12 protein-coding genes and 2 pseudogenes are annotated in these 13,548 nt (G+C 66.6%); 8 read left to right on the top strand and 6 right to left on the bottom strand.

Annotation, left to right across the window (positions count from 1 at the left end; genetic code table 11):
* Window positions 1–115: 115 nt before the first annotated feature.
* Window positions 116–688, bottom strand: a complete 573-nt coding sequence (locus J7I92_RS12875; RefSeq protein WP_214841051.1) for a hypothetical protein — start codon at window positions 686–688, stop codon at window positions 116–118.
* Between the two features lie 197 nt (window positions 689–885).
* Between J7I92_RS12875 and J7I92_RS12870 the strand changes: the two genes are divergently transcribed.
* The 4 genes and pseudogenes from J7I92_RS12870 to J7I92_RS12855 all read left to right on the top strand — a co-directional run bounded on the left by J7I92_RS12870 (window position 886) and on the right by J7I92_RS12855 (window position 4,069).
* Window positions 886–1,797, top strand: coding sequence for an MSMEG_6728 family protein (locus tag J7I92_RS12870; RefSeq protein WP_214841049.1), 912 nt, complete (start codon window positions 886–888; stop codon window positions 1,795–1,797).
* Between the two features lie 52 nt (window positions 1,798–1,849).
* Window positions 1,850–2,752 (top strand): NAD-dependent epimerase/dehydratase family protein, encoded by a 903-nt coding sequence (locus tag J7I92_RS12865; protein WP_214841047.1) that lies wholly within the window; start codon window positions 1,850–1,852, stop codon window positions 2,750–2,752.
* Window positions 2,753–2,810: 58 nt separating this feature from the next.
* Window positions 2,811–3,179, top strand: a pseudogene (locus tag J7I92_RS12860) (DUF1622 domain-containing protein); the annotation flags it as partial.
* Window positions 3,180–3,313: 134 nt separating this feature from the next.
* Window positions 3,314–4,069 (top strand): YqjF family protein, encoded by a 756-nt coding sequence (locus J7I92_RS12855; RefSeq protein WP_251039867.1) that lies wholly within the window; start codon window positions 3,314–3,316, stop codon window positions 4,067–4,069.
* A gap of 100 nt (window positions 4,070–4,169) precedes the next feature.
* On the opposite strand, the gene J7I92_RS12850 is transcribed toward J7I92_RS12855, so the two are convergent.
* The gene (locus tag J7I92_RS12850) at window positions 4,170–4,724 is read right to left on the bottom strand and encodes a TetR/AcrR family transcriptional regulator (protein ID WP_214841046.1); all 555 of its coding nucleotides are present in this window, start codon (window positions 4,722–4,724) and stop codon (window positions 4,170–4,172) included.
* A gap of 350 nt (window positions 4,725–5,074) precedes the next feature.
* Between J7I92_RS12850 and J7I92_RS12845 the strand changes: the two genes are divergently transcribed.
* The 3 genes and pseudogenes from J7I92_RS12845 to J7I92_RS24400 all read left to right on the top strand — a co-directional run bounded on the left by J7I92_RS12845 (window position 5,075) and on the right by J7I92_RS24400 (window position 7,267).
* Complete coding sequence (locus tag J7I92_RS12845) at window positions 5,075–5,596, top strand: DUF2269 domain-containing protein (RefSeq protein WP_214841044.1); 522 nt, start codon at window positions 5,075–5,077, stop codon at window positions 5,594–5,596.
* A 555-nt stretch (window positions 5,597–6,151) separates the two neighbouring features.
* A pseudogene (locus tag J7I92_RS24405) lies at window positions 6,152–6,902 on the top strand (DUF222 domain-containing protein); the annotation flags it as partial.
* Window positions 6,863–7,267, top strand: a complete 405-nt coding sequence (locus J7I92_RS24400) for an HNH endonuclease signature motif containing protein (RefSeq protein ID WP_396020389.1) — start codon at window positions 6,863–6,865, stop codon at window positions 7,265–7,267. The pseudogene J7I92_RS24405 and the gene J7I92_RS24400, both read left to right, overlap by 40 nt.
* Window positions 7,268–7,283: 16 nt before the next feature.
* Here the strand turns inward: J7I92_RS24400 and J7I92_RS12835 are convergent, their stop codons facing one another.
* From J7I92_RS12835 to J7I92_RS12825, 3 genes are all read right to left on the bottom strand, one after another.
* Complete coding sequence (locus J7I92_RS12835; RefSeq protein WP_214841043.1) at window positions 7,284–7,643, bottom strand: hypothetical protein; 360 nt, start codon at window positions 7,641–7,643, stop codon at window positions 7,284–7,286.
* 103 nt (window positions 7,644–7,746) lie between these two features.
* On the bottom strand, window positions 7,747–9,621 hold the full coding sequence (locus J7I92_RS12830) for a gamma-glutamyltransferase family protein (RefSeq protein WP_214841041.1): 1,875 nt from the start codon (window positions 9,619–9,621) through the stop codon (window positions 7,747–7,749).
* Between the two features lie 80 nt (window positions 9,622–9,701).
* A complete protein-coding gene (locus J7I92_RS12825; RefSeq protein WP_214841332.1) occupies window positions 9,702–12,206 on the bottom strand; it encodes a Tex family protein in 2,505 nt (834 codons plus the stop codon).
* A 288-nt stretch (window positions 12,207–12,494) separates the two neighbouring features.
* On the opposite strand from J7I92_RS12825, the gene J7I92_RS12820 reads away from it, so the two are divergent.
* Complete coding sequence (locus J7I92_RS12820) at window positions 12,495–12,791, top strand: hypothetical protein (protein ID WP_214841040.1); 297 nt, start codon at window positions 12,495–12,497, stop codon at window positions 12,789–12,791.
* Between the two features lie 86 nt (window positions 12,792–12,877).
* Here J7I92_RS12820 and J7I92_RS12815 read toward each other — a convergent pair whose 3' ends face one another.
* Complete coding sequence (locus tag J7I92_RS12815; protein WP_214841039.1) at window positions 12,878–13,381, bottom strand: nucleoside deaminase; 504 nt, start codon at window positions 13,379–13,381, stop codon at window positions 12,878–12,880.
* Window positions 13,382–13,548 lie beyond the last annotated feature (167 nt).

The raw sequence follows: 13,548 nt of genomic DNA, 5'->3' as shown, positions 1-13,548 counted from the left end.
CCGCTTCAGGCATGGCCGGTGCCTGGGCGCAACCTGTAAACGGCGCCGCCGGTTAACGACGACGCCGGAGCGTCCCCTGCGCGGGGAGCTCCGGCGTCGTTCTTTTTAAGTTTGTTCAGGCTGCCTGCGGCAGTTCCCGGACGATCCGGACCTTCCAGGCGGAGTCGTCGCTGGTGTCCAGCAGGGCCACGGTGCCGATGTGCAGGTGCAGGGCGACGCGCTTGGCGGCCAGGAGCTCGAGGTACAGGTGCTCGTTCATGCGCGCCGGCGAATCAATGACGAACTTCACGGCGTCGCGCATCTTGCGGTAGTTGTCGCTGCGTTCGCGGTGCAGGTGCAGCTCCAGGGAGTGGCGCTGGCGGACCTTCGGTTCATGCTTGTTGAGCCATGAAACAGCGGCGTGCACGCCCACCACGAGGGCAAGGGACACAATGTAAATCCACCACCCGGTGGACAGCAGGAACAGCGGGAGATTGGCGATGGCCACTACTGCGATGAACAGGCGCAGGGCTACGATGCGGCGCAGCTTAAGTGCAACAGAGCCCAGGGCGGCGCGGAAGCCGTGCTGTTCCTTGCGGGCGGCTTCGGGATCCAGCGTGAATTCATCAAGCACCAGGATGCCGTTGGCGTCCGGGCTCAGCATTTGTCCGAACTTCGGCGTGAACGGAACTGCTTGGGTAAGTGTCATGTCGTGTCTTCCGGAGGGTGGCTGAGGCGGGATTTGTTTGCGGCCATCTTAGTCAAACTGTGACCGTGTTGTCGCCCCCGTCTCAGCATACGGTCAAGTAGACTACGCCGCACGGTGAGGAAGCCGCTGACAGCCTACCCGACTTTCACGGGCCGTCGGCATTTGGTCTGGAACCGGCGCACCTCCACACTTGAAGAATGCAGACTTTCCTTCCCTATCCAGATTTCCAGCAGAGCGCCGCGGTCCTGGACCGCGTCCGGCTCGGCAAGCAGCGTGTCGAGGCGCTGCAGACACTCCGTGCGCTGGTGATCCCGGAGTACGGCTGGCAGTCGCACCCAGCCGTCCGCATGTGGATGGGCTACGTGCCCGCGCTGACGATGTACGGCCTGGCCATGGTTGATGAATGGACCGCCCGCGGCGGGGAAGACACCACCCGGGCCAAGATCGCCGAATTCGCACCCCAGGCAGACCACGCTGCCTACGCCGCCAAGATCGCGATGCCGCCGTGGCTCGGCGAGCCGGACTTCCACCTCAGCCACCGCTCCCGCCTGCTGCAGAAGGAACCGCGCTTTTACAGCGAAGTGTTCCCCGGAACGCCGGCCGATCTCGAGTACGTCTGGCCCGAACCCAGGCACGAGTTCCTCCCCGAGGATCCGGTAGGCGAGAGGCTGTGGATCCTGCGCGCCCACGTGGATGATACGGAACCTGAGAAGCTGAACACCATCAGCCTGCCTGAGGTTGGCCGCGCAGCGAAGGCAGCTGCCCCGGCCGACGAATATCAGTTTGTCTACGCTGACTCCACATCGCGCCGGCCGGACAAGAACCCCCGCAAGGCTCCGCCCAAGCAGCTGGTGAAGAAGCCCACCCGGAAGCGGCAGCGGCAGGAAGAAGCGTTCCGCACCCTCCCCGGCAACACGCCCGTCGCTGTTCCGTTCGACGGCGGTGCCACCTTCGCGATTGGCAAGGTCCAGGGACGCCCCATCACAGTGGAAGGCCGCTTCGCCCGGAACTTCGAGGTGACGGAGGTCGTGGACCGTTCCGCGTTCGACTACCCGGCCCTGCTGCAGGACCCCCGGCTGTTCTTCCCGGTTCCGGCGCCCCAGGCATAGTTTCAGGGGTTTATCGCCGGGCGTTCGGCGCCGCTCTGGCAGACTGGCCAGTATGACTGTTCTTATGGCCGGCTGCGGCGATCTTGGTACCGAAGCCGGGCTGCGGTTCGCCGCCGCCGGCCACCGCGTGGTGGGCTGGCGGCGGTCGCCCGAAAAGCTTCCGGCTGTCATCGAAGGTGTCGCGGCTGACCTGTCCGCCCCGCCGCTGCCGCCCATCCCTGCGGACACCACCGCCGTCGTCGTCGCCGTCGCGGCCGATGCGTCCACCGAGGCCGCCTACCGGGCTGCCTATATCGACGGGCTGACTAACGTGCTCGACGCGCTGGATCGCTCCCGCGGGCACGACGGCGTCGCGCTCCCGTCGCTGGTCCGGCGGGTCGTGTTCGTCTCGTCCACCGCGGTGTACGGCGACGCGGGCGGCGGCTGGGTGGAGGAAAATACGACGCCGGCACCCGGCGGGTTCTCGGGCCGCATCATGTGGGAGGCCGAGGAGCTGCTGAACACGCGGCTGCTCGGCTCCGGGGTCACTCCCGTGGTGCTTCGCCTGGGCGGCGTGTACGGCCCCGGGCGGACGCGGCTCATCGACCAGGTGCGCGCAGGGTCTGCGGTGCCGCCCGCTGAGCCCCGCTACACGAACCGCATTCACCGTGACGACGCTGCGGCGGCCATCGTGCACCTCTGCACCATGGCGGCTGAGCCGGCTCCCGTGTATCTCGGCGTGGACGACGACCCTGCCGAGCTTGGCGAGGTCCAGCGCTTCCTGGCCGCCGAGCTGGGACTCCCCCAGCCGCCGTCGGCCGTTCCCGGTGGCGGTTCGGGTGGCGAGCCTTCCCGCGGCGGGAACAAGCGGTGCAGCAATGCACTGCTCCGCATCACCGGGTTCGAGTTTGCCTACCCGACCTTCCGCGAGGGCTACCGTGCCATCCTGGCAGGCGAAGGCGTGCGGCACCCGTGATGCAGCATGGTCTTTACGTGTCCGAAGCCTTGTAGTCCGAATTTTTGTAAGGGGAACAGTGGATTTTCAGCACATCATCGAGACAATCGGCAGATTCATGGACTTTGCCGGCGTCGCCATTATGGTGGTTGGCGCCGTCGTGTCCATCCCGATGGCCATCCGCGGATTCCAGCCCAAGCGCCTGCCGGAAGGCTCCGAACCACTCTCGGTCTACCGGTCCTACCGGCAGCTGCTGGGGCGTTCCATCCTGCTGGGGCTTGAGCTCCTGGTGGCGGCTGACATCATCCGGACGGTCGCGGTTACGCCAACCTTTGAAGGCGTAGGCGTGCTGGCGGTTATCGTGCTGATCCGAACCTTCCTGAGCTTCTCGCTCGAGCTGGAAATTACCGGCCGCTGGCCATGGCAGAAGGAGCCGGCTAGTTCCGCCGGCGCGGAGACATCCTCGAAACCGACCGCGACCGCGGCCCCGGCAGCCGCCGCGGCGTCTGCTGCCTCCCCGGCGTCTGTTGCTTCCCCGGCTCCGGCTGCCTCTTCGACGTCGGCCGACTGACGGCCTTCGACATGGTCGCGCCGGAGACCCCGAAGGAGCATCTGCCTGACCCCTGGCCGAATCCGCCCGAGCTGCGCGGACCGGTCCTTATGGAACAGCGCTGGGCCGATGCAGTGTTCCTGCACTGGCGCATCCCCGAAGCAACTGCCGCCGCATTTATGCCGCCCGAGGTGGTGCCTGACGTTTTCGACGGTTCAGCGTGGGTAGGCCTGATCGGTTTCCGCATGCAGAAGGCGGGCTTTGGCCGAGGTCCGGCGGTGCCGTATCTCGGGGACTTCAATGAAATCAACGTCCGCCTGTATTCGCGGGAGCCCGACGGCACCCGGGGTGTTGTGTTCCTGAGCCTGGACGCCGACAGGCTCGCAGGGGTGCTCGCCGCCCGCGCCGCCGGAATTCCCTACGTGTGGTCGCACGCCTGCTTCCGACCGGCTAGTTCCGGCAACCCATCCCTCGGCTACTCCGTCCGGCGGTTCCAGCGCGGGGCCAGGACCGATTTCGCCGTCGTTCCGGCGTTCGACGACGTCGCCACGGATCCGTTGTCAGTCCACCTGACCGCCAGGTTCGGCCTGCACTCCCGGTTTCGCGGACGTACGCTCTACATTCCGAACTCCCATCCGGCCTGGCCGTTGTGCCGGGCCGAGGTGTCGGCCCTGGAGGACGGCCTCATTGGCGCTGCCGGCATCCATGTGGCGGGACCGCCCGACTCAGTGCTGTACTCCCCCGGCGTCCGCACCCAATTCGGACGGCCGCGGCTGGTCCGGAGCTGACTTTCTGGAGCCGGGCTCGGGGCGGCGCGGCTGGCGGGACTCCTCGCGCTTGCCATTCCGGCTGGCTAAACCGCGGCAACGTCCTGCCGCCCAGCCGTGCTCAATGGATTCGAAGGCTGTCCAGGGTGAGTTGCACCAAGCGGTCCACGGCCGCGCGGGAGCTTTCTTCCGCTGCCGCGGAGAGCGCATGCAGGCAAAACTTCGCGAGTTCCTCGGAACTTATGTCGCTGCGGACCACTCCGCTGTCGGCGGAGCGCTGGAGAATATCCTGAAGGAATGCCAGCTGGTGCTTCCGGGCACTGCCTTGGTGCATGACCGACGAAATGGCGCTGCCATGGTGTTCGTGGACCATCATGGCGTGGATCCGGAGAATCTGTTCCAGCTGCCGGGCCGGGTTACCGCCGGCGTCCCGCACCGCATGGAGATGTTCCAGCTGGCCTGCCACCTGACGGTCATGCACTGCCAGCAGGATCCCCTCAACGTCCGGAAAGTACTTGTACAGCGTGGCCCGCCCGATACCCACCTCCTTGGCAACTTGGGACATCGTCACCGACAACGGCCCGTGCTTGGACACGAGAGTCATGGCGGCATCCAGGATTGCATCCCGCACCGCGGAACGGTGAGCTTCAATCGTTTCGTTCCAAAGTTTCGGCACCGCCACAGTCTATACGCACCGACACGCGTGCGACAGATTGCCTTGTTCGAGACATATTGTATCGATACCCTGTAATCGGCGACCAACCAAGCCCACTGAACAGGACCAAATATGTCTCAGCCCGAACAGCCCGGTGACCGCCCCAGCCGTTCCCCGCATCCCCGAAGGCCTGGCCCCACGCCCAGATGGGTAAAGGTGTCAGGGATCGTCTTTCTCATCCTGGCCGTTCTTGTTGCGGTGATGCTGCTCAGCGGCCATGGGCCCGGCCAGCACATGAGCGGCGCTCCCACCAGCCCCGCCCCGCACGGCTACGTATCCGGATACGTAAAAGCGGGCGTCGGGGATGGGGCATGAGAACCTCCCAGCGCCTGCGCAAAGCCATGCTCGTGGCGCACGTGACCGTCGCGGTCGGATGGCTCGGAGCTGTGGCGGCATTTCTTGCCTTGGCCATTACCACCGCGGCCAGTCCGGACCCCGACCTTGTTAGGGCGTGTGCCCTGGTCATGGAACTGATCGGCTGGAGCGTTCTCGTGCCACTTAGCCTGGCCTCGCTGGTGACGGGTATCTTCCAGTCCCTGGTCTCCACTTGGGGGCTGTTTCGACATTACTGGGTTCTGGCGAAACTCATGATCAACGTCGTGGCGACCGCCATCCTGCTCCTGTACATGCAAACCGTCACTCACCTGGCGGCAACTGCCGGAACGAGGACTCCCCCGGGCACCGGCCACGAGTCCCTGCAGAGCTGGTCTCCTGTCCTCCATGCGGGCGGAGCGCTCATCCTGCTGGTCCTCGCCGTCCTGCTCTCTATATATAAGCCGCGCGGCCTCACCGGCTTCGGATACAGAAAGCAAAAATTCGAGGCTGGTTTTTAGGGATTGCATTCACAGTGAAATGCAGAAGCACTGACCATTTCGATCCCTTTTTGTCGTACCCCTTTGACAGAGTTATCCCATGAAAGCCATGGGGGAATTTGCAGCAGGAGGGACCTTGCTGTGGCCGGCTCTGCCTGCGGCCGCTGTACGGCCTCCAGCTACGCGGGGTTTGCGGAGCATCCCGGCGGAAGTGGGCCCGTCACATCCGGCGTCCGACGGCGGTGGTTCCGGTGTCCTGTCCCGGTGCCTTGAGCTGCTGAAGAACGCGGGTTCGACGGCGGTGGCGGAAGCTGCGCTCTTCGGTTTCGGTGAAGCTGTTGATTTCGCCGCCGGAGTCGAGGAGATCTCCCGTGCCGCGGAGTTCCTGCAGGTGGTCGCGGCCGGAGCGGTGGACCGGACCCGTCGTCAGGCGGCGGCGGGCAGTTCAGGTACGGCGGCCGGCTGGACCACGGGCTGGGGAACAGAGGGGGAAACGACGAACCCCGCCACATCGGCGTGCCCGGTGCAGGGGTCCACGGCGCAGGCATCATCAGCACCAAACCCGGCGGATGACGGGTGCCGGAACGCTGCCGAAGTCCTGCGCTCCCGGCTGCGATCAGCGCCGGCGAGGCCCGGCGGCGGATCGCCCTTGCCGGGGCGGTGCTGCCCCGCACCGGTTTCACCGGGCACGAAGAACCCCCGGAACGGCCCGAGCTCGGTTGCGCCCTCGCCGCCGGGACCATCGGTTCCCGGGCCGCGACGACCATCACCCTCGCGTTGGACCAGGTCCGGCACCACGCCCCGCAGGACACCACTGCCCTGATGGAGCACGCCCTGGTCAGCACCGCGGCCGAGGACCACGCCGACTTCCTCTCCCGCATGGCCCGCCGCTGGATCGACGCGATCGACCAGGACGGGACCGAACCGTCCGAGGAGGAACTCCGCCACCGGCAGGGCGCGTTCATCCGCCGACCCCGCCGCGGACTGCACCACGTGGAAATCTTCGCGACCCCGGACCAGTACGAACACCTCCTGACCGTCATGAACACCGCCACCAACCCCCGCACCCGCCCCGGCGAAACCAGCAGCAATGGAGCTGGACCGGCGCACCCATGCGCAGCGGCGCCTCGACGGCCTCGTCAACGGCTGCAAAGCGGCCCTGGCCAGCGGAAAACTCCCGGCCGCGGGAGGACTCCGCCCGCAGGTCATGGCCACCATCGACTACCGCGAGCTCCTGAACCGCCTCGACCACGCCGCCGAAGGTCAAAGCGGCCCCGGAACGTTCACATTCACCGGTCCCGTCACCGCATCCACGATCCGCAAGATCGCCTGCGACGCCGACATCATCCCGGTCCTCCTCGGCAGCGAAGGCCGCGTCCTGGACATCGGCCCACCACCAGGGTCTTCCCGCCGCACATCCGCAAAGCCCTCACCGCCCGCGACCAGGGCTGCGCCTTCCCCGCCTGCACCATCCCCGCCCCCTGGTGCGAAGCCCACCACATCACCTACTGGTCACACGGCGGCACCACGAGCACCGAGAACGGCACCCTGCTCTGCTCCCATCACCACCACCTCATCCACAAAGAACAGTGGACCATCCAAGTCAAAGCCGGCGTCCCGTGGTTCATCCCGCCGCCGCCCCACATCGACCCGCGCCAAAAACCACAACGAAACAGTCCCTTCAGATGCTGAGCAGCACTAAGGCTGCCTAATCCTCCGGCAGTTGCGCAGGTTCGTACTCATCCGGGCGTGTGTCAGTCCAGCCGCGACCTTTTTCGAAAGTGGACACCAGTTCGCCGGTTCCTTCCTGGAGCGAATTGGACGGATCATCGTAGAGCAAGGCTTCCCGCGCCCGGCTGTGCGTGATGAGCTGTTCAGCTTCCAGTTTGGCTTCCGGTACCGTGGCGCCCATGATCCCGGTGCGGGCCGGCAATTCCGGCGCATGGACAATGGGTGCGTCGGTCTCCGAAAGCGGGACGGTTGTTCCGGTGCGGATTTCATCGTGCGGAAACTCGTACTCGCTGCCATCGTGTTCCGGCGGGACCTTGTATTCGAGGAAGTACGTCATGAGCCCAGCCTTGCAAAGATCTGCCGCAGACGAAAGCACCACGCCTGCGAAGTTTGCTCCGGCCACGGCCCAACAGGGTCGGCGCTCAATAAGTAGGGCGATCCTAGCGACCTGCCGCGTAGCCCTGACCACCGCGCGGGTTCGCCGCGGCCTGAACCACACCCGTCAAAGGGTCACGGACGACGGCGGACAACCGTCCCAGCGTCCAATTTCCGGCCCTCGTGATCCGGTGACCGCGCCGCTCCAAGCCCGCAATCACGTCGTCGCCCAACCTGTCCTCAACGACGACGCCGCCTGGATTCCACGTCCGCGGCCAGAATGAACCGGGCATCGACGTCGTGTGGAAAGTCGGCGCATCAATGGCCTGTTGCGGCGCGTAGCCACCCACGATAGTCCGCAGCAGATACGGCAACTGCCACTGGTCCTGCTGGTCGCCGCCAGGCGAACCCAGTGCGGTTATCGCATGCCCGTTCCGCAGCACAAGCGTCGGCGTCAAGGTGGTGCGGGGGCGCTTCCCCGGCGTCAGCCTCGACGGCGATCCGGCTTCGAGCCAGGTCATCTGCAGCCGGGTACCCAGGCAGAAACCCAACTCGGAAATGGCCGGAGATGACTGCAGCCAGCCGCCGGAAGGAGTCGCCGAGATCATGTTTCCCCAGCGGTCCACCACGTCGAGGTGGCAGGTATCGCCGCGCGTCTCGCCCGTGGGCAGCACGGTCGGCTCGCCGACGCCGGCGCTGGCGCCGGCCGCTCCCGTTCCCCGGGTACCGCCCGAATCGGAAGCACCCCCGCGAAGGCCCGGCCCGTCGTCGTCGTTCGTGAGCGCCGGCGGAACATACCCGGTCCGCAGCGGCGGCATAAACGGTTCACGCCCCGGAATCCGGCCAGGCCGGAACTCGAGCGAGGCACGATCGCCAATCAATGCACGGCGCGCCGTGGCGTACTCCGCCGACAGCAGGTAGTCGAGCGGAACATCCGCGTCTCCGTAGTATGCCTCCCGGTCCGCGAGCGCCAGCTTCTCCGCCTCAAGGATGGTGTGTGCGCCGAGCTCGGTGGACGGGTCCAGGTAGTGGTCGTCGAATCCGTCCAATATCGCAAGGGTCTGCAGCAGCGCCGGTCCCTGGCCCCAGGCCCGTGTCTTGGCGATGGCGTGCCCGCGGAATTGCATGGTGGCGGCAGGCTCATAGCCCGCCTCGAAATCCTCAAGGTCGCTCATGGCGAGCACTCCGCGATGATCCGTTCCGGACGAGTGCCGATGCGGTGTCTGGACAGACCGAACCATCGCAGTCGCGACAAACCCTACGCTCCATTCCCGCCGGGCCGCGTCGATCCGTGCCTCCCGTGATGACCCTGCAGCGCCGGACTCCACCAGACGCTCGAGGGTCCGCGCGTACGCCGGGTTTCGGAGCAGCTCCCCCTCTTCGGGGATCCGTCCGCCGGGCATCCACAGCTCAGCTGAAGTGGGCCAATGCTTGCGGAAGAGTTCAGCCACCGCCCCTATCGTGGCACCAACCCGCCCCAGCACCGGATGGCCGTCTCCGGCGTATCCGGTCGCATACTCCAACACCGCTTGCAGCTCCCATGTCCCGTGGTCGCGCAGCAAGAGGAGCCAGGCTTCGACGGCGGCAGGCACCGCGGCGGCCAGGGCACCTGATCCCGGGACCAGGTCGAGCCCTTCCGACCTGTAGTGCTCCGGTGATGCCGCGGCGGGTGCGGGACCCTGTCCCATCAAAACCACTGGATTGCCCGGCTCTTCCGCGGTGACGAACACGCCGGTCATGTCCCCGCCCGGACCGTTCAGGTGCGGTTCAACAACGTGGAGTACAAACGCTGCGGCGGTGGCGGCGTCGAAGGCGTTGCCGCCACGTTCCAGCACCGACTGCGCTGTGGCCGTCGCCAGCCAGTGCGTGGAAGCGCTCATCCCGAACGTCCCCCGCAGCGTGGGCCGTGTGGTGAACGGATCGGGCTTGGTGAAAGTCATGGGCACCACTGTAGCCACGGCCAGCGGCGGTCCGCCGGGTTGCAGGCACGAGTGGTCGCAGCAGAGCGCCCGAAAGCGCCCTATTTGCCCAGGCCTGCCTTCCGCAGGGCTTCCGCCATGGCGGTGTTCACCGGTGCAGGCTTCGGCGGCGGTGTCCGCTTGGCATCCGTACGGTCGTTCCGCGCAGGCCGGCCGTCATTCCGGGACTGACGCCCATCACCTGCCTGCCGTGCTGCGCCATTGGGCTGCCGCCCGGCACCGGGAGCCTGCCGCCCGCCGGCACCCGCCGGCTGGCCACCGCCACCCTGACGGCCACCGGAAGCCTGCCGGCCGGCAGAAGATGCCGGTTCGTCGTCGAGCCTCAACGTCAGTGAGATGCGCTTCCGCTCGGGGTCGGCTTCCAGAACCTTGACGCGCACCACCTGCCCGGACTTCACCACCTCGCGCGGATCCGACACGAAACGGTTGGCCAGCGCCGAAACGTGAACCAAGCCGTCCTGGTGAACGCCAACGTCCACAAATGCCCCGAATGCAGCCACGTTGGTGACCGTTCCCTCCAGGATCATGCCGGGGCGGAGGTCCGAGATCTTCTCGATGCCCTCGGAGAACTTAGCGGCCGCAAAAGCCGGACGCGGATCCCGGCCGGGCTTCTCAAGCTCGGTCATAATGTCCTGCACAGTCGGCAGGCCGAAGGCGCCCTCCACAAAGTCCTGCGGATTAAGCGTCGCGAGGCTGCCCGCAGCGGCGCCGCCGAAAGCTGCCTTGCCGACAGCTTTGCCACCCGCGGCAGCGAGGATCTTGCGCGCCACCGGATAGGCCTCGGGATGCACACTGGAAGCGTCCAGCGGCTCGGCCCCGCCGGTGATCCGGAGGAAGCCGGCGCACTGTTCGAACGCCTTGGCGCCAAGCCGCGGCACCTTCTTCAGGTCACTTCGTTTGGCAAACGGGCCGTGCTCGTTCCGGTACGCCACGATGTTCTCGCTGAGCAACGGACCCACGCCGGCCACGCGGCTGAGCAGGGCCGGCGACGCCGTGTTGACGTCCACACCCACGGCGTTCACACAGTCCTCCACCACGGCGTCCAGGCTGCGGTCCAGCTTCGCCGCCGTGACATCGTGCTGGTACTGCCCGACGCCGATCGACTTCGGTTCGATCTTCACCAGTTCGGCCAGCGGATCCTGCAGCCGGCGGGCAATGGACACGGCGCCGCGTAAGGAAACATCCATGCCGGGCAGTTCGGCAGCGGCCAGCGCCGACGCCGAATACACCGACGCTCCGGCTTCGGACACCACCAGCTTTTCCGGCGCCCGGGTTCCGCCCGCCGGGTTGCCATGCTGCTCCGCGCCCGGCTCCGCGGACAGCTTCTTGATCAGTTCCGAGGCAAGCTTGTCGGTCTCCCGGGATGCCGTTCCGTTGCCGATCGCGACCAGTTCGACGGCGTGCTGCCGTGCCAACCGGGTCAGGGTGGCCAGGGCTTCATCCCACTTCCGCGCGGGGGCGTGCGGATAAACGGTGTCCGTGGCCACCACCTTGCCGGTCCCGTCCACTACGGCCACCTTCACACCGGTGCGCAGTCCCGGATCCAGCCCGAGAGTGGCACGGTTGCCGGCCGGTGCAGCCAGCAGCACATCGCGCAGGTTGGCGGCGAAAACCCGCACAGCCTCGTCCTCGGCCGCTGCGAACATCCGCCCCCTCAGGTCAGCCGTCAGCCGGGCCAGCACCCGCGAGCGCCACGCCACCTGCGCGGTCTGCAGCAGCCACTCATCGGCGGGCCGGCCGCGGTCCGCAACCCCGAGGAACCTGGCCACGGCAGATTCGTAACGGCCGCGGGCGGCGGCCATGGCGGCGTCGTCTGACGGTTCAGCCTCGGCGAGCTCCAGCTCCAGGACGCCGTCCTTTTCCCCGCGGAGCAGCGCCAGGACGCGGTGCGACGGCATGCCGGACGGCGCCTGTGAAAAGTCGAAGTAGTCCTTGAACTTTTGTCCCTCTGCCTCCTGGCCCTTCTTCACCCGGGACACCATTCGGCCCTGGGTCCAGAGCCGTTCGCGCAGCGTCGCGGCGAGATCCGGATCCTGCGCCACGCGCTCCACCAGGATGGACCGGGCGCCGGCCAGCGCCGCGGCGGCGTCGTCGATGGAGTGTTCAGCGTTCAAGTACTTGGCGGCTTCGCGCCCCGGATCCAGCTCCGGCCTCTTGAGAAGGGCATCGGCCAGCGGCTCGAGCCCCGCCTCACGGGCAATCTGGGCCTTGGTGCGGCGCTTGGTTTTGAACGGAAGATAGATGTCTTCCAGCCGGGATTTAGTATCGGCGTCGACGACGGCAGCCTGCAGTTCCGGGGTCAGCTTGCCCTGGGCGGCTATCGCCTCCAGAACGGTCCGACGGCGGTCCTCCAGTTCGCGGAGGTACCGGAGCCGCTCCTCAAGCTCGCGGAGCTGGGTGTCGTCAAGGGTCCCGGTGGCTTCCTTGCGGTACCGCGCGATGAAGGGAACGGTGGACCCGCCGTCGAGCAGTTCAACAGCGGCTTTTACCTGCCAGGCCTTTACGCCCAGTTCGCCGGCGATCTGGGCCGCGATCTGTTCCGCCAGGGCGTCGGGAGTCTTTCCCGCAGGCTGGCCCGCCGGGGTTCCAGCTGGGTTTCCGGCTGGGTTTCCGGCCGGTTTGCGGGCCAGTGCCGTGGCCGGTTGGCCGGCTGCTGCGGCGACCAGACTGGCAGGGGTAGCGGAAGAACGCTGGATGTTGTTCACCCTGAACATTTTGCCCTACCCCACCGACACTATGGCGCGGCCGCCGTGAAAACTGGGACTATCCAGGCCGGACAAGAAGTGGTGTAGTGGCAGTTGGGGGAGCCAGTTGATCTACGGAGGCGGTCAAGCATGCAGGAATTGCTCATCATCCTTCAGGACGGCTTTGACGAGGACAATGTCACAGTTTTTGTCAATGGCAAGCAGGCGAGGCGCGACACCGAGCTCTCCACCAACCCGCTGCTGGGCATAGCGGAGGAAGTGGCAATCGAGCTCCCCGCACGCGGTGCGATCATCGGCGTCGAAGTCACCAGCAGGGGTCTCTCCGGGGGCGTGAAACTCAGCGGCAAACCTAAGAGTCTCCTCGTGTCGATCGAAGACGGCAAACTCGTGATTAAGGAAGGGACCGGACGCGAGGCCTTCCTGTAGCGGCTTTGACCGCCGCGGCCTTGCCAGGCACCGGGGTTAGGCACAGGGCGATGCGGAGTTGCGACGCCGACTCGCGGGGTGCGGATTCAGGCTCCGGCTGTGTCCGCCAGCGCGTCTTCCGCCAGCGACTCCTCTGCGATGTCCTCGGCCCACAACTCCGGGTTATCGCGCTGGAAGTTGAGCATCATGTCAACGCTGCGCTGGTCGTCCAGCACCACCACTTCCACGCCCCGCGAGCGCAGCAGATCGAATTCGCCGGGGAACGTCCTGGCCTCGCCCACTACAACCCTCGGGATCTTGAACTGGATGATCGTCCCGGTGCACATCGCGCACGGAGCGAGCGTGGTGTAAAGCGTTGTGTCGCGGTAGCTCCTCTGGCGCCCGGCCGCCCGGAGCGCTGCCATCTCGCCGTGGGCTATGGGATCCCCGTTCTGCACGCGCTCGTTGTGGCCGCTGGCAATCACTTCGCTCCCCCGTGCCAGGGCGGCCCCGATGGGGATGCCGCCCTCACTGAGGCTCTTCTGGGCGGCGCGGACGGCAGCTTCGAAGGCCTCTTCGTCGAAGGCAGTGAAGTCATTTTGCACAGTCATGTTCCCCGTTCAGTCCCGGTGTCGTGGATCGGTGGTGTCTGGTTGGCCTTGCCGCCTCACGCTGCTCAGACCTTACCCCTGTTCCGCGTCCCCCGGCCAGACCCCCTGAGGCTATGGGCCCGGCGGCCTTTCCGGTCCCTCCGGTCGTTCCGACGGCCGAATCCCTG

The organism is Arthrobacter sp. ISL-72 (assembly GCF_018613755.1).
In the GTDB taxonomy this organism is placed as follows: domain Bacteria; phylum Actinomycetota; class Actinomycetes; order Actinomycetales; family Micrococcaceae; genus Arthrobacter.
The sequence above is the reverse complement of the archived record's forward strand: the minus strand, read 5'-3'. Positions and strand labels throughout refer to the sequence as shown.

Excerpts from the sequence above, each read along its gene's own strand:
- J7I92_RS12820 (WP_214841040.1), top strand. The coding sequence starts at position 12,495 with ATGCAGGAATTGCTCATCATCCTTCAGGACGGCTTTGACGAGGACAAT.
- J7I92_RS12835 (WP_214841043.1), bottom strand. The coding sequence starts at position 7,643 with ATGACGTACTTCCTCGAATACAAGGTCCCGCCGGAACACGATGGCAGC.
- J7I92_RS12855 (WP_251039867.1), top strand. The coding sequence starts at position 3,314 with ATGGTCGCGCCGGAGACCCCGAAGGAGCATCTGCCTGACCCCTGGCCG.
- J7I92_RS12845 (WP_214841044.1), top strand. The coding sequence starts at position 5,075 with ATGAGAACCTCCCAGCGCCTGCGCAAAGCCATGCTCGTGGCGCACGTG.
- J7I92_RS12830 (WP_214841041.1), bottom strand. The coding sequence starts at position 9,621 with ATGACTTTCACCAAGCCCGATCCGTTCACCACACGGCCCACGCTGCGG.
- J7I92_RS12815 (WP_214841039.1), bottom strand. The coding sequence starts at position 13,381 with ATGACTGTGCAAAATGACTTCACTGCCTTCGACGAAGAGGCCTTCGAA.
- J7I92_RS12875 (WP_214841051.1), bottom strand. The coding sequence starts at position 688 with ATGACACTTACCCAAGCAGTTCCGTTCACGCCGAAGTTCGGACAAATG.
- J7I92_RS12870 (WP_214841049.1), top strand. The coding sequence starts at position 886 with ATGCAGACTTTCCTTCCCTATCCAGATTTCCAGCAGAGCGCCGCGGTC.
- J7I92_RS12865 (WP_214841047.1), top strand. The coding sequence starts at position 1,850 with ATGACTGTTCTTATGGCCGGCTGCGGCGATCTTGGTACCGAAGCCGGG.